Annotated in this window: 16 protein-coding genes; 14 read left to right on the top strand and 2 right to left on the bottom strand. The window is 69.3% G+C overall.

Annotated elements, in window-relative coordinates; translation table 11 throughout:
* Window positions 1-105: 105 nt before the first annotated feature.
* From AC2W7E_RS11285 to AC2W7E_RS11265, 5 genes are all read left to right on the top strand, one after another.
* Window positions 106-1,179: a glycosyltransferase gene (locus AC2W7E_RS11285; protein ID WP_485989120.1), complete on the top strand. Its 1,074-nt coding sequence runs from the start codon at window positions 106-108 to the stop codon at window positions 1,177-1,179.
* A 101-nt stretch (window positions 1,180-1,280) separates the two neighbouring features.
* Window positions 1,281-3,743, top strand: coding sequence for an FG-GAP repeat domain-containing protein (locus tag AC2W7E_RS11280; RefSeq protein WP_485989119.1), 2,463 nt, complete (start codon window positions 1,281-1,283; stop codon window positions 3,741-3,743).
* A gap of 47 nt (window positions 3,744-3,790) precedes the next feature.
* Window positions 3,791-4,714, top strand: a complete 924-nt coding sequence (locus tag AC2W7E_RS11275; protein WP_210677093.1) for an ABC transporter permease — start codon at window positions 3,791-3,793, stop codon at window positions 4,712-4,714.
* On the top strand, window positions 4,711-5,448 hold the full coding sequence (locus tag AC2W7E_RS11270) for an ABC transporter ATP-binding protein (RefSeq protein WP_210677094.1): 738 nt from the start codon (window positions 4,711-4,713) through the stop codon (window positions 5,446-5,448). Before AC2W7E_RS11275 ends, AC2W7E_RS11270 begins: the two co-directional genes overlap by 4 nt.
* Complete coding sequence (locus AC2W7E_RS11265; RefSeq protein ID WP_485989118.1) at window positions 5,445-7,340, top strand: DUF6541 family protein; 1,896 nt, start codon at window positions 5,445-5,447, stop codon at window positions 7,338-7,340. Before AC2W7E_RS11270 ends, AC2W7E_RS11265 begins: the two co-directional genes overlap by 4 nt.
* Here the strand turns inward: AC2W7E_RS11265 and AC2W7E_RS11260 are convergent.
* Together AC2W7E_RS11260 and AC2W7E_RS11255 are read right to left on the bottom strand one after the other, a co-directional pair.
* On the bottom strand, window positions 7,324-7,677 hold the full coding sequence (locus AC2W7E_RS11260) for a DUF2304 domain-containing protein (RefSeq protein ID WP_246878277.1): 354 nt from the start codon (window positions 7,675-7,677) through the stop codon (window positions 7,324-7,326). The two genes, AC2W7E_RS11265 and AC2W7E_RS11260, sit on opposite strands and share 17 nt — an antisense overlap.
* Window positions 7,678-7,679: 2 nt before the next feature.
* Window positions 7,680-8,378, bottom strand: coding sequence for a glycosyltransferase family 2 protein (locus AC2W7E_RS11255; protein WP_485989117.1), 699 nt, complete (start codon window positions 8,376-8,378; stop codon window positions 7,680-7,682).
* Window positions 8,379-8,518: 140 nt separating this feature from the next.
* Between AC2W7E_RS11255 and AC2W7E_RS11250 the strand changes: the two genes are divergently transcribed.
* The 9 genes from AC2W7E_RS11250 to AC2W7E_RS11210 are packed head-to-tail and all read left to right on the top strand — an operon-like array spanning window position 8,519 to window position 19,793.
* Window positions 8,519-9,130 (top strand): acyltransferase, encoded by a 612-nt coding sequence (locus AC2W7E_RS11250; RefSeq protein ID WP_485989116.1) that lies wholly within the window; start codon window positions 8,519-8,521, stop codon window positions 9,128-9,130.
* Window positions 9,127-10,224 (top strand): DegT/DnrJ/EryC1/StrS family aminotransferase, encoded by a 1,098-nt coding sequence (locus tag AC2W7E_RS11245; protein ID WP_210677097.1) that lies wholly within the window; start codon window positions 9,127-9,129, stop codon window positions 10,222-10,224. Before AC2W7E_RS11250 ends, AC2W7E_RS11245 begins: the two co-directional genes overlap by 4 nt.
* On the top strand, window positions 10,224-11,210 hold the full coding sequence (locus AC2W7E_RS11240) for a Gfo/Idh/MocA family protein (protein WP_210677098.1): 987 nt from the start codon (window positions 10,224-10,226) through the stop codon (window positions 11,208-11,210). Before AC2W7E_RS11245 ends, AC2W7E_RS11240 begins: the two co-directional genes overlap by 1 nt.
* A 3-nt stretch (window positions 11,211-11,213) precedes the next feature.
* Window positions 11,214-12,374, top strand: a complete 1,161-nt coding sequence (locus AC2W7E_RS11235) for a glycosyltransferase (protein ID WP_210677099.1) — start codon at window positions 11,214-11,216, stop codon at window positions 12,372-12,374.
* Between the two features lie 48 nt (window positions 12,375-12,422).
* A complete protein-coding gene (locus AC2W7E_RS11230) occupies window positions 12,423-14,204 on the top strand; it encodes an ABC transporter ATP-binding protein (RefSeq protein ID WP_485989115.1) in 1,782 nt (593 codons plus the stop codon).
* Window positions 14,201-15,292 carry a glycosyltransferase gene (locus tag AC2W7E_RS11225; RefSeq protein WP_485989114.1) on the top strand — a complete coding sequence of 364 codons (1,092 nt, stop codon included), beginning with the start codon at window positions 14,201-14,203 and terminating at the stop codon, window positions 15,290-15,292. The genes AC2W7E_RS11230 and AC2W7E_RS11225 overlap by 4 nt, the downstream gene beginning before the upstream one ends.
* A complete protein-coding gene (locus AC2W7E_RS11220; protein ID WP_485989113.1) occupies window positions 15,285-16,445 on the top strand; it encodes a glycosyltransferase in 1,161 nt (386 codons plus the stop codon). Before AC2W7E_RS11225 ends, AC2W7E_RS11220 begins: the two co-directional genes overlap by 8 nt.
* On the top strand, window positions 16,442-17,563 hold the full coding sequence (locus AC2W7E_RS11215; RefSeq protein WP_485989130.1) for a glycosyltransferase family protein: 1,122 nt from the start codon (window positions 16,442-16,444) through the stop codon (window positions 17,561-17,563). The genes AC2W7E_RS11220 and AC2W7E_RS11215 overlap by 4 nt, the downstream gene beginning before the upstream one ends.
* A gap of 49 nt (window positions 17,564-17,612) precedes the next feature.
* Window positions 17,613-19,793: a glycosyltransferase gene (locus AC2W7E_RS11210; protein WP_485989112.1), complete on the top strand. Its 2,181-nt coding sequence runs from the start codon at window positions 17,613-17,615 to the stop codon at window positions 19,791-19,793.
* Window positions 19,794-19,798: the final 5 nt, after the last annotated feature.

Raw genomic sequence — 19,798 nt, 5'->3', positions numbered from 1 at the left:
GCGAAGCTGCCCGCCGCGCTCCGGATGCTGTGGGAACGCTGAGTAGCGGTGTGGACAGGTGATGCGCTCCCGGGGCCGTCGGCATCCCGCGGATAGCCTGATCGCATGGGTGCTCGACTGCGTGTTGTTCTGGATCAGCTCGTGCACGTCGTCGACCCCGATCAGGCGGCGGCGTCGCGAGACCTCGCCGCAGGGCTCGTCCAGACGGCCCCACCGAACTGCACGGTCGACGCGATCGTGCCGTCGGGGGCGGACGTCGACCTGCGCGGCATCGGAGAGGTGCGCACCCTCGCGGTCGGCCGCCGTGAGCTCGCCGCGTCCTGGCAGCTCGGTATCGCCCCTGGCGTCGGCGGCGGCCTCATCCACGCACCCACGCTGCTCGCTCCGCTGGTGCGTCATGACCGCGTGCACGACAACGACCAGACGACCGTCACGCTGTGGGATCTGCGGGCCTGGGAGGTGCCGTCCCAACTGTCCAGGGGCGCCGTCGCCTGGCAGCGCGGGATGCTCCGGCGTGCCGTGAAACATGCGGATGCCGTAGTCGTCCCCTCGCACTCCATGGCGCAGCGGCTGTCCGGGCTCGTGAAGCTCGGCGACCGCATCCGCGTCATCGCCGGCGCTCCGCCCCAGGGTCTCGTCCTCCCGGCGGACGCCACGTCGCGACGCGACGCACTCGGCCTGCCGTCGGAGTACCTCGTCCTGTCCGGCCCGCAGGACACCCTGGCCGCCGGTTTCCGCGGGGCGGTCGCGGCCGGTCTCGACGCCGTGGTGATCGGAGCGGCGGAAGGCACGGAACCTCGTATCGCCGAGATCGCCGCCGCCGCCGGACTGCTCGAGCGCCGTGCGCACGTCCGAGGGACCCTCGAGGTGTCGGACCGCGCCGCCGTCGTCGCCGGGGCTCGCGTCTTCGTCTCCACCGACGCCGTCACCGGATGGCCCTGGCGCGCTGTGGAAGCGATGTCGCTGGGCGTCCCCGTCGTGGCCGTGGAGTCCGGGTGTCATCACGACGTCCTCGCCGACGGGGGAGCGGTGGTCGCCGAGGAGGCGCTGCCGGAGGCGATCGAGGACGCGACGGGCGCCGGAAGGGAGCGCCTGCGCGTGCTCGCCGCCGACCGGTCGCGGGCCTTCTCCTGGGCGAGTGCCGCGGAGCGGGTGTGGAGTCTGCACGCAGACCTCTGATCACCTGAACGCCAGCTTCGCATCCACGCGACACGCCGGGAGCTGATCGCGTTTCCGTGGCAACAGTGGCATCATCCCGCAACTTCCGTCACACTGGTCACATGTCTCGACGTGCCCCACGCTCTCGAAACACCACGAAGGTCACCCGCCTTCTCACCTGTTTCCTCGCTGCCTCCGCCCTGGTGATCGGCACGGTGGTCCCCGCCTCCGCCGCTTCTGCCGCCGCGACCTCCGTCGCCCCGACCGTCGCGCGCACGGCTGCCGACGCTGCGCAGACAGGGCTGGCCCAGACCACCCTCGCGGGCTTCACGCCGGGCAACATCATCAGCGACGCCGTGTTCACCAACAAGAGCACGATGACCGAGGCGCAGATCCAGACGTTCTTCAACGGCAAGGTGTCGCGCTGCCTCGGCGGACGCGACGAGAACAACGAGCCGATCGTCTGTCTCAAGGACTTCCGCATGAACACGGTCACCCGCCCGGGCGACCAGTACTGCAGCGGCTACTCCGGTGCGGCGAACGAATCGGCCGCGCGGATCATCTACCGGGTGGCCCAGGCCTGCAACATCAACCCGCAGGTCCTGATCGTCATGCTCCAGAAGGAGCAGGGGCTCGTGACGCACACCTGGCCGAGCGCCTGGCGGTATCGGATCGCGCTCGGGCAGGGCTGCCCGGACACCGCCCCGTGCGACCCGAACTACATCGGCTTCTTCCACCAGATCTACGGCGCCGCGCGTCAGATGCAGATCTACATGGAGGGCAAGTGGTTCCAGTGGTACGCCCCCGGCCGCACCTGGAACATCCTCTACAACCCCAACAGCTCCTGCGGATCCTCGCCGGTCTACGTCGCGAACAAGGCCACCTCGGCGCTGTACTACTACACGCCCTACCAGCCGAATGCGGCAGCTCTGCGTGCCGGGTACGGAACGGGTGACGGGTGCTCCGCGTACGGCAACCGGAACTTCTACAACTACTTCACCGACTGGTTCGGATCCACCCAGAAGCCCACCGCCCCTGCCGGGACTCCACCCGTGTTCAGCGCCGTGAATTCGTCGTCCTACGTGGTCGCGACGGGAACGAACGGCACCGTCTGGGGATACCCGTTCGCCCGTGGCCTCTGGGGCAAGGCGGTCGCGCTCGCCGATGGGCAGACCGACATCGCCTCGGTGCACATGGTCGGTGACCTCGACGGTGACGGCAACCGGGACATGATCGCGGTCGGGAAGGACAAGAAGGTCTGGCGTCTGCTCGGCGTCGGGAACAACACGTTCCAGCAGCGCACGCAGGTGAACGTCGACTGGTCCGGCATGGTGATGGCCACGGCGGCGGGGGACTTCGACGGCGACGGCATCCCCGACATGTTCACGACGGACAAGTCCGGTGCGCTCCTGCTCTGGCGCGGTAACGATCGGGGAGGCTTCCGTGCCCCGGTGACCGTCGGGTCAGGCTGGCAGTCCATGAACCTGATGAGTGGCGGGTTCGACTTCTCCGGTGACGGGCGTCCCGATCTCCTCGGGCGCGACACGTCGGGCCGTCTGACGCTGTTCGTCGGTGACGGCCGTGGAAAGTGGGAGCGTTCGGTGCGGATCGGCACCGGCTGGCAGAATATGCGCACACTCACGGTCGCCGGCGACTTCGACGGCGATGGCCGCCCCGACCTTCTGGCCGCGGATGCCACCGGAGCCCTGTGGAAGTATGCGGGCGATGGACGCGGCAGCATCAAGGCCGGCGTGAAGGTGGGATCCGGATGGCAGTCCATGGCGTCGCTCGCCGGGGCCGGCCCTGTCGTCGCGAAGGCGCGCCCGCTCCCTCCCGGCATCGGTGACGTCGATGGTGACCGGCACTCCGACGTCGTGGCGACGGCCGCCGACGGTTCGGCCCTGCTGTACTCCGGGAACGGCCTCGGCGGATGGCTCGGATCCCGACCCGTCGCCTCCGGGTGGTCGGCGGAGGACCGAGCGATTCCGCTCGGCGACTTCACGGGTGACGGTACCAGGGACATCGGCCGGGTCGACGCGTCCGGGGCCTTCCAGCTGCACGCCAGCGTGGGGCGCGACGGAACGTCGCGCACGATCGGCCGCGGCTGGGCGAACCTCGATCTCCTGATCGGCAGCGTGGACTTCGACGGCGACCGCAACACCGATGTGCTCGCCAGGGACCGCGAGGGCAACCTCCTGCTCTACCCGGGCGACGGCAACGGCGGCTGGCGCGAGTCGAGCGTGGTCGGCAAGGGCTGGTCGGCGATGGACACGGCCTTCTATGCCGGTGATTTCGATGGGAACGGCGGCGGGGGAGACATCCTCGCACGTCGCACCGACGGCACCCTCTGGCTCTACAGCCTGACCGGCACCGGTTCTTGGGGCGACGCTCGCCAGATCGGCAAGGGCTGGGGAGGCATGGCCCAGATCATCTCCCCGGGCGACTTCGACGGTGATGGCAAGATCGACGTGCTCGCGCGGACGACCGCCGGTGAGCTTCTCCTCTACCGCGGTGACGGCCGGGGTGGTTGGCTCGGCTCCCGGGTGGTCGGCAAGGGGTGGGTCACAGTAGAACCCATCGGGTAGTGGCATAGACTGTTGGAGTCCTCGGCAGCACCCGCCGCCGTCGCCGAATGAGTGGGCCTGTGACCGATACCCGAGATCTTTTCGCCGCCGTCCCGCGTTCCGCCTTCGACACTCCGGGCAAGAGCCGCGGGCTGATCGATGTCGTGCGCTGGCGGTATCTGCTGAACCTCCTCGTCCGAACGGGCGTCACGACGCGGTACCGGAACTCGGTGCTCGGATGGACGTGGTCCTACGTCCGTCCCGCGGCGCAGTTCCTGGTGTTCTGGATCGTCCTCGGGCTGTTCATGAATCTCGACAAGGGCATCCCGAACTACGCCGTGTACCTGTTCTCCGGCATCGTCGTGATCAATCTCTTCTCGGAGGGGTTCAAGAACGCGACCACGTCGATCGTCGGCAACGCGCCGCTGGTGCGGAAGGTCTTCCTGCCTCGTCAGCTCTTCGCGGTGTCGGCCGTGATCGTCGCGTTCGTGCACTTCCTGCCACAGGTCGGGCTCCTGCTCATCGTCTGCCTGTTGCTCGGCTGGATCACGCAGGTGTCCCTTCTCACGGTGCTGGCGATCGTGGCCGGCATGGTGATCGTGATGCTCTTCGCCCTCGGACTCGGTCTGTTCTTCGGCGCCATCAACGTGCGCTACCGCGATGCGGAGAACGTGGTCGAGCTCATGCTCCTGCTCGCCACATGGGCGTCGCCCGTCCTGTATTCCTGGGTCATGGTCCAGGACGCCGTGGTGGAGCGCCTGGGATGGCCGCAGTGGCTGCTCGAGGTCTACCTGCTGAATCCGATCACCCAGGCCGTGGAGCTCTTCCACTACGCCTTCTGGCGACCGGCGACCGCGCATTCCGCGATGGATCCGCTCCCGCCGGACCTGGCGTGGAACACGCTGTGGACCCTGCTCATCGCCGTGGGAACGCTGCTCATCGGACAGCTCGTGTTCCGTCGCCTCGAGGGAAGGTTCGCGCAGGATCTATGAGTGCCCCCACCACGCTCCGTCCGAGCATCATCATCGACGGTGTCAAGAAGCGCTTCACGCTCAACCACGCGTTCTCGCTCAAGGACACCGTCGTGTCCTGGATCAAGCGCCGCAAGCTCACCAGCGAGTTCGAGGCGCTCAAGGGCGTCGACCTCGTGATCGGGGAGGGCGAGTCCGTCGCCATCCTCGGACTGAACGGCTCCGGCAAATCCACCCTCCTCAAGCTGATCTCCGGCGTCATGGAGCCCGACGACGGCGAGGTCCTGACCCGGGGCCGTGTCGCGGGCCTGATCGAGGTCGGTGCCGGGTTCCACCCGGAGCTCTCCGGGCGGGAGAACGTCTTCCTCAACGCCGCCATCCTCGGGATGAAGAAGCACGAGATCGAGGAGCGCTACGACGAGATCGTGGCGTTCAGCGAGATCGAGCAGTTCATCGACCAGGAGGTCAAGCACTACTCCTCGGGCATGTTCATGCGGCTCGCGTTCTCCGTGGCCATCCACGTCGAACTCGATGTGCTCCTCGTCGACGAGATCCTCTCCGTGGGCGACGCGCCCTTCCGGGAGAAGTGCCGGCTGAAGTTCGAGGAGCTCATCGCCGAAGGCAAGACCCTTGTCGTCGTCAGCCACGACATGGAGATGGTCCGGGAGCTGTGCACCCGCGGGATCGTGATCAACAAGGGTTCCGTCGTGTACGACGGTGAGATCGAGGGCGCGATCGCGCTGGTGGACAAGTGACCGCCTGGGTCGCGCAGGCGCCCGCGCTGCTGGTGGCGCTGGCATACCTGGTCGTCCCCGGTCTTCCCGCGGCCCTGTGTCTGCGTGGTGCGCGGAGCGTCGTGCGGCTGGCCGCCGCGGTCGGGGTGTCTCTTGGCATCATCGCCGCGGCGTCCCTTCTGGCGCCGGTCGTCGGGCTGCGATGGGGCCTGCTCCCCGTCGTGGGTGTCGCGATCGTCGTGTCCATCGTCGCGGGTGCTCTTCGTCTGAGCGACCGGCGCCCGACTCCCGAGGCCGTCGGCACCACCGCGCGGCGATCGTGGGTCTGGGGCGGGCTCGCCGTCGCTTTCCTCGGATGGGTGGTGCTCCTGGTGCTGGGGATGCGCGACCCCGGCCACCCGTCTCAGCTGTACGACGGGCTGTTCCATCTCAACGCCGTGGAGTTCATCCTCGATGCCGGGGATGCGTCACCGCTCCACATGACTATGGTGACGCCGGATGAGGCGACCAGCTTCTACCCGACGCTCTGGCACGCGCTCGTGAGTCTCCTCGTGCCCGTGTCCGGCGGAGTGGTGGCCGCCACCAACGTGGCGACGATCGCGGTGATCGCACTGATCTGGCCGGTCGCGCTGGCCGCGCTGACCACCGTGGTCTTCCCGGAGCGGCCGCTGGCCGCCGCCTGCGCGCCTGTCCTGGGATTCGCGTTCAGCGTCTTCCCTCTCGGATTCCTGAACTGGGGTGTGCTCTACCCCAACCTCATCGGCACGGTGCTGATCCCCATCCTGCTCGCCAGCGTCCTCCTCGCCTGTGCCCCCCGTCTGTCCTGGCAGCGCCGCACCCTGCGGGTTCTGGTGGCGCTGGCGGTCGCCGGAGGGACGGCGCTCGGGCATCCGTCCGCCCTCCTCGGCGGGGTCGCTCTGCTCGTGCCCTTCGCGGTGTGGCGCGCCTGGAGTGTGGCACGCCGCGGCACTGCCGCACGTGTCGTCGTGATCGCCCTCATCGGGCTGGCCCTGGCGGTGTTGCTGGCGGTCTGGGGGGCGGCCAACGTCACGACCCACGAGTGGCTCCCGACGCAGACGATCGCGCAGTCCGTGGGCGAGGTCGCCTTCCTCAGTCCCGTCGGGCGCAGCACGGGCCTGCTCCTCGGCCCGCTCGTCGCGATCGGCGTCTGGCACCTCGTGAGGCGACGCGTCTGGTGGGTGCTGGGCTCGTATGCCGTCAGCATCGCCCTGTATCTCGCTGCGGCGTGGCTCCCGATCCTTGCGCTCCGGAGCTTCTTCGTCGGCGTCTGGTACGACGACACGACGCGCGTCGCCGCGCTGCTCGCGATGTGGGGTCTGCCGCTGGCCGCGGTGGGTGCCTCCGTCGTCGGCGAATGGATCACGCAGCTGCACAGTGCTCGCCGCCGGGGAGTCCTGATCGCGGTCATCGCCCTGCTCGCGGTCACGGCGAGCAGTCACCTCCTCGCCGTGCGGAACGACCTGCGCTATCTGCGCGACGTGAGCTATCGCTTCGACGAGCAGTCGCAGGGCCTGTCGCCCGACGAAGCGGCGCTGTTCGAACGCGCCGAGAGCGAACTGGGCCCGGACAGTCTGGTGATCGGCGATCCTCTCACGGGGGCCGGGCTGCTCTACGCGTACACCGGACACGATGTCGTCTTCCCGCATGTGACCGGCCGGTACGGGGCGGAGTCCGCGGTGTTGGCCCGCTCTCTCGTCACCGGCGATGCCGCCGTGTGTGACGCGATCGAGGACCTCGGAGTCACGCATGCCGTGGACTTCGGCGACACGGTGCTCTTCCAGAACCACTACACGACCTACGACGGTCTGCACGATCTCGACGAGTCGCCGATCCTCACCGAGGTGGATCGGGTCGGCGATGCCGTCCTCTACGAGATCACGGGTTGCGACTAGCGTCCTTCTCGTGCTCCTCCGCCTCGAGCAGCGCGATCTTGCGGGCGAGGAGCGTGAGCTGTCGCTGCAGTGCGATGTTGCGTCGGTACTGGGAATAGACGAAGGCCAGGAACATCACGATGAGGCCGTAGAGCACGAGATCCGTGCCGCGTCCGACGCCGACGAGGCCCGCGACGAAGCTCAGCCATTGGGGGAACAGCACCGACAGCACGGCCACCACCACGAACAGCCCCATGAGGAGGCGTCGGATCGCGAGATGGCTGTCGGCGCCGGTCCGGCGCATCATGAAGACGGCGAGGATGATGATCGCCGCGATGAGAAGGAACTGGATCCACATGATCAGCGCACCACCAGGTCGACGAGGATGTTCACGGAGTTGAGCACGCTCTGGCCCTTCGCCTTGGAGTAATCGGTGTAGAGGAGCTCCACCGGATACTCCTTCCAGGGGAGACCCGTCCGTCCCAGCTCAAGCACGATCTCGGTGGCGTGCGCCATGCGGTCCTGCTGGAGGGTGATGCCGGCCGCCGCATCGCGGCGGATCACGCGCAGACCGTTGTGCGCATCGGTGAGCTTGAGGCTCGTGGTCAGGTTCGTCACCCACACGGCGGTCTTGAGGATGACCTTCTTGATCCACCCCGGGTTGGTGCGGTCGTCGAGGAAGCGCGATCCGAAGACGATCGCGACATCCTCCTCCCTCGCGAGTCGGAGCATGCCGACCGCGTCCTCCACACGGTGTTGTCCGTCGGCGTCGAACGTGACGATGTAGTCGCAGTCGGGGTGCGCGAGCGCGAAGTCGATTCCCGTCTGGAGCGCCGCCCCCTGCCCGAGATTCACGGGATGCTGCACCAGGACCGCGCCGGCGGCCGCCGCTTCCGCAGCCGAGCCGTCGGTCGAGCCGTCGTCGACGCAGACGACGTTCTCGAAGTGCGGCTTGAGGCCCTCGATCACGCCACCGATGACGCTTGCTTCGTTGTAGAGCGGGATGACGACCCACGCACGGGGGTCGGCGTGGGAGGGCGCGGGGACGCTCGAGGACATGGCTCTATTGTGTCAGGTGTCGATTCACTCCCCGTGCAGGGGGCGCTGGTGCGCGTTCGCGGCGCGCGTCGAGGTTCGTGGAGCGACGCCAAGTAGAATCTGGTCAGTGCTGCCCGATCGCGCAGCGTGCAAGGAGTCCCGTGACTGAAACCCCCCGAGTGCGGATCGTCGATTCCGCCGACGTGTCCGCCGACGCCCTCATCGGCGACGGCTCCTCCATCTGGCACCTCGCCCAGGTCCGTGAGCAGGCACGCCTCGGCGAGAACTGCATCGTCGGCCGCGGCGCGTACATCGGGACCGGCGTGGAGATGGGCGACAACTGCAAGGTGCAGAACTACGCTCTCGTCTACGAGCCGGCCAAGCTCGGCGACGGCGTGTTCATCGGCCCGGCCGTCGTGCTCACCAACGACACGTATCCCCGAGCCATCAACGCGGACGGCAGCCTGAAGAGCGCCCATGACTGGGAGCCCGTCGGGGTCACCATCGAGCGCGGCGCGTCGATCGGCGCCCGCGCCACCTGCGTCGCGCCGGTCACGATCGGTGCCTGGGCGACGGTGGCGGCCGGCGCGGTCGTCGTCAAGGACGTCCCGGCGCACGCGCTCGTCGCCGGCGTCCCCGCCCGCCGGATCGGCTGGGTCGGCGAGGCCGGCGTCCCGCTGACCCGCGGCGACGACGATTACACCTGGGTGTGCCCCGCGACCGGGGCGCGCTTCATCGAGACCGACGGAAAACTGAGCAAGGAGACCGTGTGAGCGAGTTCATTCCCCCCGCCAAGCCCCTGATCGGCGACGAGGAGCGGGAGGCCGTCGACCGCGTCCTGCGCAGCGGCATGGTGGCCCAGGGCCCCGAGGTCGCCGCTTTCGAGCAGGAGTTCTCCGCGCACTTCGTGCCCGGTCGTCCCTCGGTCGCCGTCAACTCCGGGACGGCAGGTCTGCATCTCGGCCTCCTCGCCGCCGGCGTGGGCCCCGGCGACGAGGTCATCGTGCCGTCCTTCACGTTCGCCGCGACCGGCAACTCGGTCGCGCTCACCGGGGGCACTCCGGTCTTCGTCGACATCGAACCGGACACCTTCTCCCTGGACCCGGAGGCCGTCGCCGCGGCGATCACGCCGAAGACCAAGGGCATCCTCCCCGTGCACCTCTACGGCCACCCGGCGCGGATGCGCGAGCTCGAGGCGCTGGCCGCCGAGCGCGGCGTGGCCCTGTACGAGGACGCGGCGCAGGCGCACGGCGCCGCGCTGGACGGCCGCCCCGTCGGCTCGTTCGGCGAGTTCGCCATGTTCAGCCTCTACCCGACGAAGAACATGACCAGCGGCGAGGGCGGCATGGTCACCACGGCCACCGACGAGATCGCCCGTCGCGTCAAGCTGCTGCGCAACCAGGGCATGGAGCGGCAGTACGAGAACGAGATCGTGGGCTTCAACGCCCGCATGACCGACATCCACGCCGCGATCGGCCGTGTGCAGCTGACCAAGGTCGATGCCTGGACGAAGACCAGGCAGGAGAACGCCGCCTTCCTCGACGCGAACCTGCAGGGTGTCGTCGTCCCGCCCGTCGCCGACGGCGCCGTGCACGTGTACCACCAGTACACGATCCGCGTCCCCGAGGACCGGGACGGCTTCGTGGCCGCGCTGAAGAGCGAGCACAACGTGGGCGCGGGCGTGTACTACCCGATCCCGAACCACCGCCTGCCGTCGCTCGCGCACTTCGCTCCCGGGCTCGACCTGCCGGAGACCGAGCGCGCCGCCCGCGAGGTCGCCTCGCTGCCGGTGCACCCGTCGCTCAGCCGGGACGACCTCGAGCGCATCGTCGCCGCGGTGAACGCCGTCGCGAAGGCGGGTGCCTGATGGCCGACCTGCGCGCCGGACTCCTCGGCGTCGGGATGATGGGCCGTCACCACGCCCGCGTCCTGCGCGAGCTGGACGGCGTCGAGCTCGTCGCCATCGCCGATCCCGGGGGAGACCCGCACGGCGTGGCCGGTGACCTCGAGATCCTCCCCGACATCGATGCTCTCATCGACGCGGGCATCGACCTCGCTGTCGTCGCGGTTCCCACGCGGTTCCATGAGGACGCGGCGCTCAAACTCGCCGCCGCCGGAGTCCACACCCTCGTCGAGAAGCCGATCGCCCACAGCGTCGAAGCCGGGCAGCGCATGGTCGAGGCCTTCGCGTCAGCGGGACTCATCGGCGCGGTGGGCCACATCGAGCGCTTCAACCCCGCTGTCCAGGAGCTGCGTCGTCGGATCGAAGCCGGTGATCTCGGTGCGGTGTACCAGGTCGTGACGCGGCGTCAGGGGCCGTTCCCGTCGCGCATCGCCGATGTGGGCGTGGCGAAGGACCTCGCCTCGCACGACGTCGACCTCACGGCGTGGGTCGTGCAGAGCGACTACGAGCGCGTGTTCGCCCAGACCGCGTTCAAGAGCGGGCGTGAGCACGAGGACATGATCACGATCACGGGTCGGACCACCAACGGCGTGATCGTCAACAACATCGTCAACTGGCTGAGCCCGATGAAGGAGCGGCTCACGGTCGTCACGGGGGAGAAGGGGGCGTTCCTCGCCGACACCTCCACCGGCGACCTGACCTTCTACGCCAACGGCACGATCCCCCTGGAATGGGAATCCGTGTCCTCTTTCCGCGGGGTCTCCGAAGGAGACGTCACGCGCTACGCGTTCGCCAAGCGCGAGCCGCTGCGCGTCGAGCATGAGGCCTTCCGCGATGCTGTGCTCGGGCACCAGACCGACGTCGTCACGATGGAGCAGGGACTGCGCACGCTCGCCGTGGTCGAGGCGGCGCTGGAGTCGTCTCGGACCGGCGCGGCGGTCGCACTCTAGGTGATGCGCCTCTCGATCGTCAGCCGCATCTTCGCACCGGAGCCGAGCGCCGCCTCGTTCCGGCTGCGTGCCGTCGCGGATGCCGCTGTCGGTGAGGGCCACGCGGTCGACGTGGTCACGTCGCGGGCGCCGTCGACCCTCGAGGGTGCGCCGGACGGTGTCGACCCTCGCGTCCGTGTCCGCCGCGCCCGCGTGCTGAGAGACCGCTCCGGGTACGTGCGCGGCTACCTCCAGTACCTCAGCTTCGACGTGCCGCTTGCCTTCCGCATGCTGCGGGGGCCGAGACCCGACGTGGTCCTCGTCGAACCGCCGCCCACCACCGGCACGGTCATGCGGATCGTGTGCGCGGTGCTTCGTCGCCCGTATGTGTACTACGCGGCGGACATCTGGTCGGACGCGGCCGGTCTGACCGGCGCGTCGCGACCCGTCGTCGCGGTCGTGCGCGCGATGGAGAGGTTCTGTCTTCGTGGGGCGCGTCGCGTCCTCGCCGTGAGCGACGGTGTCGCCGCGCGCCTGCGGGAACTGGGCGTGGAACGGATAGAGACGATCGGCAACGGCACTGATCTCAGCGACTTCGCGGTCGACGGACCGGACATGGGCGCGCCCGGGCCCTACTTCGTGTACACCGGTACGGCATCCGAGGTGCACGGCGCGGTGGTCTTCGCGGAGGCGTTCGCCGCCGTGTACCGAGACCACCCCGACGCCCGCATCGTCTTCATCGGTCAGGGGACGGACTGGCCTGTCATCACCGAGATCGCGGGCGGTCTGCCGTCCGGTGTGATGTCGGTTCTCCCGCGCACGGAGCCGAGCGAGATCGCACGATGGCTGCGGGGCGCGACGGCGGCCCTCGCCTCGGTCGCGCCGGGAAAAGGGTACGACTTCGCATTCCCGACCAAGATGTACGCGGCCCTGGCCTGCGGTACTCCGGTGCTCTACGCGGGCGTCGGGCCAGGGCGGGACTTCGTTCAGGCCACCGGGCAGGGGCTCGCCGCCGCCTACGGTGTCGAGGAGGTGGCGGCCGCGATGCGGCGGTTCCTGTCCCTCCCGGTCCGGACGGCAGAGGAACGCCACGCGGCGGCGCGGACGGCCAGGGAGGTCGCGGACATCGACGCCGTCGCGACACGGGCTGTCCGGGTGCTGGAGTCGGCGGCAGGGAAACGTTGAGGTTGATGTGATGAGGTATCCGGTGGTTCTGATCTCGGCGGGAGCAGCATGAAGCTCATATGGAAGACCTTGCGGTCGATCGTGCCGTTGCTGCCCGCACGCGCGCGACGGTTCCTCTGGATGTATGTGGTGTCGACGAGCGCCCTGGCGATCCTCGATGTCGCCGCGCTGATGCTGCTGGCGGTCTCCGTGACCTCCATGGTCCAGATGGAGGACGTGAATCTGCCGGTGATCGGCACGATCACCAGTGACGGCTACATCTGGATCATCGCGACCGTCGCGATCCTCATCATCACCAAGTCGGCGCTGGCGGTGACGCTCCAATGGTTCGCGACTCGACGGTTCGCGACGTTCGAGCTGGAGATCGGTGACCGCCTGTTCGATGCCTACATCCGGGCGCCGTGGACCGAGCGACTCCAGCGCAACACCTCGCAGCTCGTGCGCCTGGCGGACGTGGGAATCGCCAACGTCACCTCCGGCTTCCTGCTTCCCGTGCTCGGACTGCCGCAGCTGCTGTGCACATCGGCCGCCGTCATCGTCGTGCTCGTCGTGGCGAACCCCGTGACAGCGGTCGTGACGATGGTGTACCTCGGCTTCATCGCGCTGATCCTGTACTTCTGGATGTCGCGCAAGTCGGTGGAAGCCGGCCGGGTGAACCGCGACTACTCCTTCCGTGTCGCCTCCCTGATGACCGACATGGTCGCGGCTCTCAAGGAGATCACCCTGCGCAACATGGCGCCGGACGTGGCGAAGGTCGTGCATGACAACCGCATCCACACCACGCGCGCCCGAGCGAACCTCGGCTTCCTCGGCGCCTTCCCCCGGTTCGTGCTGGATGCCGCCCTGATCGGTGGCTTCCTCCTCGTGGGCGGCGTCGCCTTCATCGGTGGCGGTGCGGCTCAGGCGATCTCAGCGGTCGCCGTCTTCGCGGTCGCGGGATTCCGTCTCGTCCCGTCGCTCACCGGTTTCCAGGCCGTGCTCACCCAGGCCACGTCGAACGTCCCGCACGTCACCGCTGTCATCAGCGACATCGAGGCCGCGGAGGGGTACCTCGAGCGCGCAGAGCGGATCGGCCATGATCCCTTGGCGGCCGATCCCCGGCAACTCGTGCTGCAGGGCGTGGCGTTCACGTACCCCGGCAGTGACCATCCCGCGCTGAGCGGGGTCGATCTCACTCTCCCGATCGGCAGCACGCTGGCGCTCGTCGGTTCCTCGGGTGCGGGCAAGTCGACCCTCGTCGACCTCATCCTCGGCCTGCTGGAGCCGACCGAGGGCACCGTCCGCCTCGACGAGCAGAACCTGCATGACGTGATGGCGGCGTGGCGGTCGAAGGTGGGCTATGTGCCTCAGGACGTCGCGCTGTTCGATGGGACGATCGCCCAGAACGTCGCGCTGTCCTGGACGACGGAGCTCGACCGGGATCGTGTCGAGACGGCGCTGCGCCGAGCCCAGCTGTGGGACATCGTGAGCAAGCGCCCCGGTGGCATGGACGGCCGCGTCGGTGACCGCGGAATGTCGCTCTCGGGAGGGCAGCGTCAGCGACTCGGAATCGCTCGTGCCCTGTACAGCGATCCGCTGGTGCTGGTGCTGGACGAGGCGACGAGCGCGCTCGACACGAAGACGGAGGCTGACGTGACATCGGCGATCCAGGAGCTTCGCGGGGACGTGACGCTCATCTCCGTCGCCCACCGGCTGGCCACGGTCCGCGACCACGATCAGATCTGCTTCATGCGCGACGGGGGGATCGTCGCGAGCGGGACCTTCGACGAGGTCGTCGCCGGCGTCCCCGAGTTCGCTGTGCAGGCGCGCCTGGCGGGGCTCGTCCGTTGACCACACCGCTTCTGGAGGTCGTCATCGCGGTGCACGCCGTCACCCGTCCGATCGATCGGGCGGTGTCTTCGCTGCTGAGCGGCGAGCCGGCGTCCGGAGTGCGCGTGACGGTCGTGTGTCATGGCATCGACGCCTCCGAGATCGCGGCCGTCGTCGGTCGGCCGGAGAGCGCGTCGCTCCGATACGTCGAGTACCGCGACGGCGTGCCGAGCCCGGCGGGTCCGTTCAACCACGGCCTGCGGTCGGCGGAGGGGCAGTACGTGGCCATCATGGGTTCGGACGACTATGTCGAGCCCGGAGCGGTGCGCGCATGGACGGAAGCGCTCCGGTCGCGTCGTCCGGACGTCGCGTTGATGCGCCTGCGCCGTCAGGGCGGTCCCGTGCTGGCCAGCCCCCTCACACGGATCGGGCGCACTCGTCGACTCGACGCCGTGAAGGACCGCCTGTTCTATCGGACCGCTCCTCTCGCGTTGATCCGGCGTGACCTGCTGACGGATCGCGCGCTCTCCCTCACCGAGGGACTGCTGACCGGTGACGACATGGCGATGTCCGCACGGCTCTGGACGGAGGCACCCCGGGTCGACCTCCTCCACGACGCGCCGTGCTACGTGATCGGGGCCGACGCGGGTGATCGCATCACGGAGGCGTCCATGACGGTGGCGGAACAGCTGCGGGCTGTGGAGCTGCTGGTGGGCGACGGTTGGTGGCGCGCGCTCGCTCCTCGTGTACGGACGTCGCTGGGTGTGAAGCTGCTGCGCGTGCACGTGCTGGACGCGCTCCTCGGTCGTCCCTCGGTCGACGCATGGGCGCCCCGCGAGCGGGCCGACCTCGCGCGGGTCGTCCGAGCAGTCCTCGCCGATGCCCCGGCCGCTGTGGAGCCGCTCTCCCGTGCGGACCGCGTACTGATCGAGACCGCGTCCGGCGAACCCCCTGCGGAAGAGCTCGTGGCCGCCATCGCGCGGCGGAAGAACGCCGGCCGGCTCGACACGATCCTTCCGCGGCGCCTCAGGAGGATGTTCGACAGGGAGAGCACGCTGGTTCGCTTCGTGCTCTATCGGGTGAGAAGAGGAGGAGCCGAGCGTGGCTGATTCGATCCGAGGGCAGGACGACCGTCCCTGCGTGCTGGTGCTGTCGTTCTCCCCGATCCGGCGAGACGCGCGCGTGCTCAAGCAGGTCCGTCTGCTCGAGAAGGACTACCGCGTCGTCACGTGCGGCTACGAGGGGGCGCCGAGCGACGAGGCCGAGCACATCGAGATCCCCGCAGAGGCCCGCGTGGACAACCCGTACGGCAGATTCGTGTCTCTCCGCCAGTACTCCCTCGCGTACTGGCGTCTGTCCGGTGTGGAGTGGGCCCGGCGGGCTCTCGCCGCGCGCCGATTCGATCTGATCATCGCCAACGATGTGCAGGCTGTGCCGCTCGCGCTCTCCCTGAAGCCGGGGGACGGAGTGGTCGCCGATCTGCACGAGTACTGGCCGCGTCTGCACGAGGAGAACCCGGCGTGGATGCGCTGGATATCGCCCTACTACCGCTGGATGTGCCGCCGCTACGTGCGTCGCGCATCGGCCGTCACGACCGTCAGTGCTGGGCTGGCACGCGAGTACGAGCGGGAGTTCGGTTTCGTCGCCGAGGTGGTCACCAACGCCACCCCCTATGCCGAGCTCGTGCCTTCGGATGTGCGTGCCCCGTTGCGCCTCGTGCACAGCGGTGCGGGCCTGCGCAATCGCGACATCGGGTTGATGGTCGAGGCCGTGCAGCGGACCTCCGCTGACGTGACGCTCGATCTGTACCTCACGCCGAACCATCCCGACTACCTGGAGGAGTTGCGGGTGCGCGCCGGGGAGTCCGACCGCGTGCGGCTCCGGGAGGCCGTTCCCTACGACCGTCTCGTCTCCACCTTGAACGAGTACGACGTCGGCATCTTCGTCCTCCCGCCCGTGAACTTCAGCTATGCGCACGCGCTGCCCAACAAGTTCTTCGACTTCGTGCAGGCACGCCTGGGCGTGATCGTCGGGCCGTCGCCCGAGCTCGGGCCGTACGTGGAGGAATACGGGCTTGGCCGCGTCACGACGGGCTGGGACGTCGACGCGTTGACCGCGGCGATCGAAGGGCTGACGGAGGACGATGTGCGCGCCTTCAAGGCGGGGGCCGCGCGGGCAGCGCACGCCCTGTCCGCAGAGGAGGCCGTGGGCCCGTGGGCCGATGCGGTTCGGCGTCTCACGGGGAAGGGCGGGTGGCGATGAAGACCCTGCTGATCCTCTCCTTCTCCGACATCTCCGCGGACGCGAGGGTGCTCAAGCAGGTCACGGCGTTCCGCGACCGCTACGAGGTGACGACCTGCGGGTACGGTCCGGCACCGGAGGGCGTCGCCCATCACGTGCAGCTGCCGTCGACCGAGGAGGTGTGGCGATACTCCCGGCGCCTGCTCCTGCTCCGGCAGTACGCGCGTGCCTACCGGGAGAACGGGGCGATCCGCGCCGCGACGGAGGCGCTCGCCGACCGGCGTTTCGACGTGATCCTCGCGAACGACGTCGATGCGGTGCCTCTCGCCCTGAGCCTGCGACCGCGGGCGGGCGTCCATGCCGACCTGCACGAGTTCGCGCCGGCGCAGAAGAGCGAACTGCTGCGGTGGCGTCTGTTCGTCTCCCCGTTCATGGCATGGCTGTGTCGCACCGCGGTCACGCGCGCCTCGAGCGTGAGCACGGTCGCCCACGGGATCGCCCGCGAGTACCGGCGCCGCTTCGGCATCACCGCGAGCGTGGTCACCAACGCCACGCCGTACGTCGACCTCGAGCCGACGGCGGTGCACGATCCCCTCGCGCTCGTGCACAGCGGCGCCTGCTTCCGCAACCGTCATCTGGGCATCATGCTCGACGCGGTGGAGAAGGCACGGACGCCGGTCACCCTCGACCTGTACCTCACTCCGAACGACCCCGCCTACCTCGCCGAGCTCCGGCAGCGAGCGCAGGGACTGCCCGGCGTCCGTGTGCACGACCCGGTCCCGTACCCGCAGCTGGTCGCCACGCTGCACGACTACGATCTCGGCGTCTTCATCCTTCCGCCGGTGAACGCCAACTACCGGTGGGCGCTGCCGAACAAGCTGTTCGACTTCATCCAGGCTCGACTCGGCGTCGTGGTGGGGCCGAGCGCCGAGATGGCGGAGCTCGTGCGCGCCGAGGGCTTCGGGCTGGTGACGCCGGACTTCGGCGGCGACAGTCTCGCCCGTATCCTCGATGGGCTGACGCCCGAGCGGGTCGCTGCTCTGAAGCAGCGATCGAACGAGGTGGCTCGGCCGTTGTCGAGCGAGACACAGCTCGCGGGCTGGGTCGCCGCCGTCGATCGCCTCGTTCGGAACGAATGAGAGGCCCGGCCTTCGAAGGAGGTCGGCGCGGACTGCTAGCGTCGAGAGCATGAAGGTTCTCGTCGTCTCGACCTGGTTCCCCAGCGAGGAGGCGCCGCAGACCGGAACGTTCGTCGCCGACGACGTGGCGCTGCTGGCGGCCGATCACGAGCTGACGGTCCTCCATCTCGCACCGCCGAGCCAGGTGGCGGAGGAACGGACCGACGTCGTCGACGGCATCACCGTCGTGAGAGTGCCGATGGCGCCTTCCCGTGTCGACCATCTGCTCCGGGTCGCGCCGGTGCTCCGCCGCCATCTCGCGGCAGCCGAGGTGCTGCACACGATGGCGCTGTCGTCACTGCTGCCTTTCGCGACCGTCACGGTGCGCGTCCCCTGGGTCCACACCGAGCACTGGTCGGGTCTCATCGCGCCGGAGACCGTGCCCGCCGCGATGCGGGCGACGCTCCCGCTGACCGCGCGTGCTCTCGCGCGTCCCGATGTCGTCGTGGCGGTCAGCAGACGGCTGTCCGAGCGTGTATCGGCGACCCGTCGCGGACCGGTCGCCGTCATTCCGAACCATGTGGAGCCCGCGCCGCCCGAGGGGAGCCGTCGCCGTGACGACAGTGGTGTCCGTCTCGTCGCGGTCGGGGGACTGGTCGCGCACAAGGGCCCGCTGCTCGCCGTCGGCGCGCTCGCCGAACTCCGCAGTCGCGGAATCGACGCCTCACTCACCTGGCTGGGGGACGGCCCCCTCCGCGCGGAGATCGCCGAAGCCGCGGCCGCGGCCGGTGTCGCCGACCGTCTGCGGCTGGACGGAGCCGTTCCGCGGCAGGCTGTCATCGAGACGCTGCGGGAGTCGGACGTGTTCATCCTGCCGACCCGATCCGAGACCTTCGGCGTCGCCATCGCCGAGGCGCTCGTGGCGGGTGTGCCGGTCGTCGTCGGTGCTCGCGGTGCGCAGAGCGAGTTCGTGAGCGAGCCGGACGGGGTGCTCGTCACCGAGCGCACGGCGGCCGCATACGCGGACGCCGTCCAGCGTGTCATCGACCTCAATCGCGGACGAGGGCCGGCCGACATCGGGGCCGCAGCGAGAGAACGGTTCGCGCCCTCGACACGGAGGCAGGCGTATCTCGACGTCTACGCCGACGCGGGGGCTCCGCTCACGGGACGGCCGCGGGTGGACGTCGTCATCCCCGTGCACGAGCAATCCCGACCGATCGAGCGCGCCGTCGCGTCGGTGCTCCGCAACACCCTCGCCGTACGGGTCACCGTCGTCGCTCACGATCTCGACGCTGACCTCGTCCGGCGACGACTCGCGGCTCTCGCCGATGACGCCAGGGTGCGGGTCGTGGAGCATCGCGACGGCCTGCGTCGTCCCGCCGGCCCCTTCAACCACGGACTGGATCTCGCGACCGCCGACTATGTCTCGGTCATGGGCTCCGACGACGAACTGGAGCCGCACGCCGTGGACTCCTGGTACCGCCGCGCTCGACGTGACGGCGCGGATGCCGTCATCCCCGTCCTCGCCCGGGCCGGTGGAAGCCCGGTTCCCACTCCGCCGACCCGGCCGCTCCGGACGCGCCGACTCTCCCTCGTCCGCGACCGGCTGTCGTATCGGAGCGCGCCGCTGGGTCTGGTCGCGCGGGCGGCGTTCCCGGACCTGCGTTTCGATACGACGGTGGCAACCGGCGAGGACATCGGCTTCGTGACCGCCGTCTGGTCCCGTGCCCGGGGCGTGAGCTTCGATCGTCACGGTCCGGCCTATCTGGTCCACTCCGACGCCGAGACCCGCACATCGACCGCGACGAGACCTGTCGCCGATGATCTCGGTTTCATCGCTCCGCTGCTGGCATCCGACGATTTCCGAGCACTCGCGCGCGACGGTCGCGAGAGCGTGGTTATCAAGATCCTGCGCGTCAATGTGATCGGGGCCGTGCACAACCGGCGTGATGCCGTGCTGTCGGAGGCTGATCGCGCCGCTCTGGCTCGCGCCATCCGGGAGCTCCGCGGGGCCGCGCCCGCGGCCGAACGCCCGCTGTCGCTGATCGACCGCCGGCTCCTCGACCTCGCTGCCGACCCCGGCTCTTCGACCGCGGCGCTGAAGACGATGGCGAAGCGCCGGGAGAGACGGCTGGCACCGTCGTCGCTCGTGGCGCGGAGCCTCGCCGGCACTCTGCACCGGGAGGGTCCCGTGCGGATGGCGGCGGCGTCCGTGCTCGCCCTGCGGCGGCTCCGGGCAGGGCGCGGCTAGAAGGT

Source organism: Microbacterium sp. CFSPD4_SD4 (genome assembly GCF_057364585.1).
This window is presented reverse-complemented; position numbering and strand designations above follow the sequence as displayed.

Bases quoted from the DNA above. Each gene is read 5' to 3' on its own strand.
- AC2W7E_RS11285 (WP_485989120.1), top strand. From the start codon at position 106: ATGGGTGCTCGACTGCGTGTTGTTCTGGATCAGCTCGTGCACGTCGTC.
- AC2W7E_RS11280 (WP_485989119.1), top strand. From the start codon at position 1,281: ATGTCTCGACGTGCCCCACGCTCTCGAAACACCACGAAGGTCACCCGC.
- AC2W7E_RS11275 (WP_210677093.1), top strand. From the start codon at position 3,791: ATGAGTGGGCCTGTGACCGATACCCGAGATCTTTTCGCCGCCGTCCCG.
- AC2W7E_RS11270 (WP_210677094.1), top strand. From the start codon at position 4,711: ATGAGTGCCCCCACCACGCTCCGTCCGAGCATCATCATCGACGGTGTC.
- AC2W7E_RS11260 (WP_246878277.1), bottom strand. From the start codon at position 7,677: ATGTGGATCCAGTTCCTTCTCATCGCGGCGATCATCATCCTCGCCGTC.
- AC2W7E_RS11255 (WP_485989117.1), bottom strand. From the start codon at position 8,378: ATGTCCTCGAGCGTCCCCGCGCCCTCCCACGCCGACCCCCGTGCGTGG.
- AC2W7E_RS11240 (WP_210677098.1), top strand. From the start codon at position 10,224: ATGGCCGACCTGCGCGCCGGACTCCTCGGCGTCGGGATGATGGGCCGT.
- AC2W7E_RS11235 (WP_210677099.1), top strand. From the start codon at position 11,214: ATGCGCCTCTCGATCGTCAGCCGCATCTTCGCACCGGAGCCGAGCGCC.
- AC2W7E_RS11230 (WP_485989115.1), top strand. From the start codon at position 12,423: ATGAAGCTCATATGGAAGACCTTGCGGTCGATCGTGCCGTTGCTGCCC.
- AC2W7E_RS11215 (WP_485989130.1), top strand. From the start codon at position 16,442: ATGAAGACCCTGCTGATCCTCTCCTTCTCCGACATCTCCGCGGACGCG.
- AC2W7E_RS11210 (WP_485989112.1), top strand. From the start codon at position 17,613: ATGAAGGTTCTCGTCGTCTCGACCTGGTTCCCCAGCGAGGAGGCGCCG.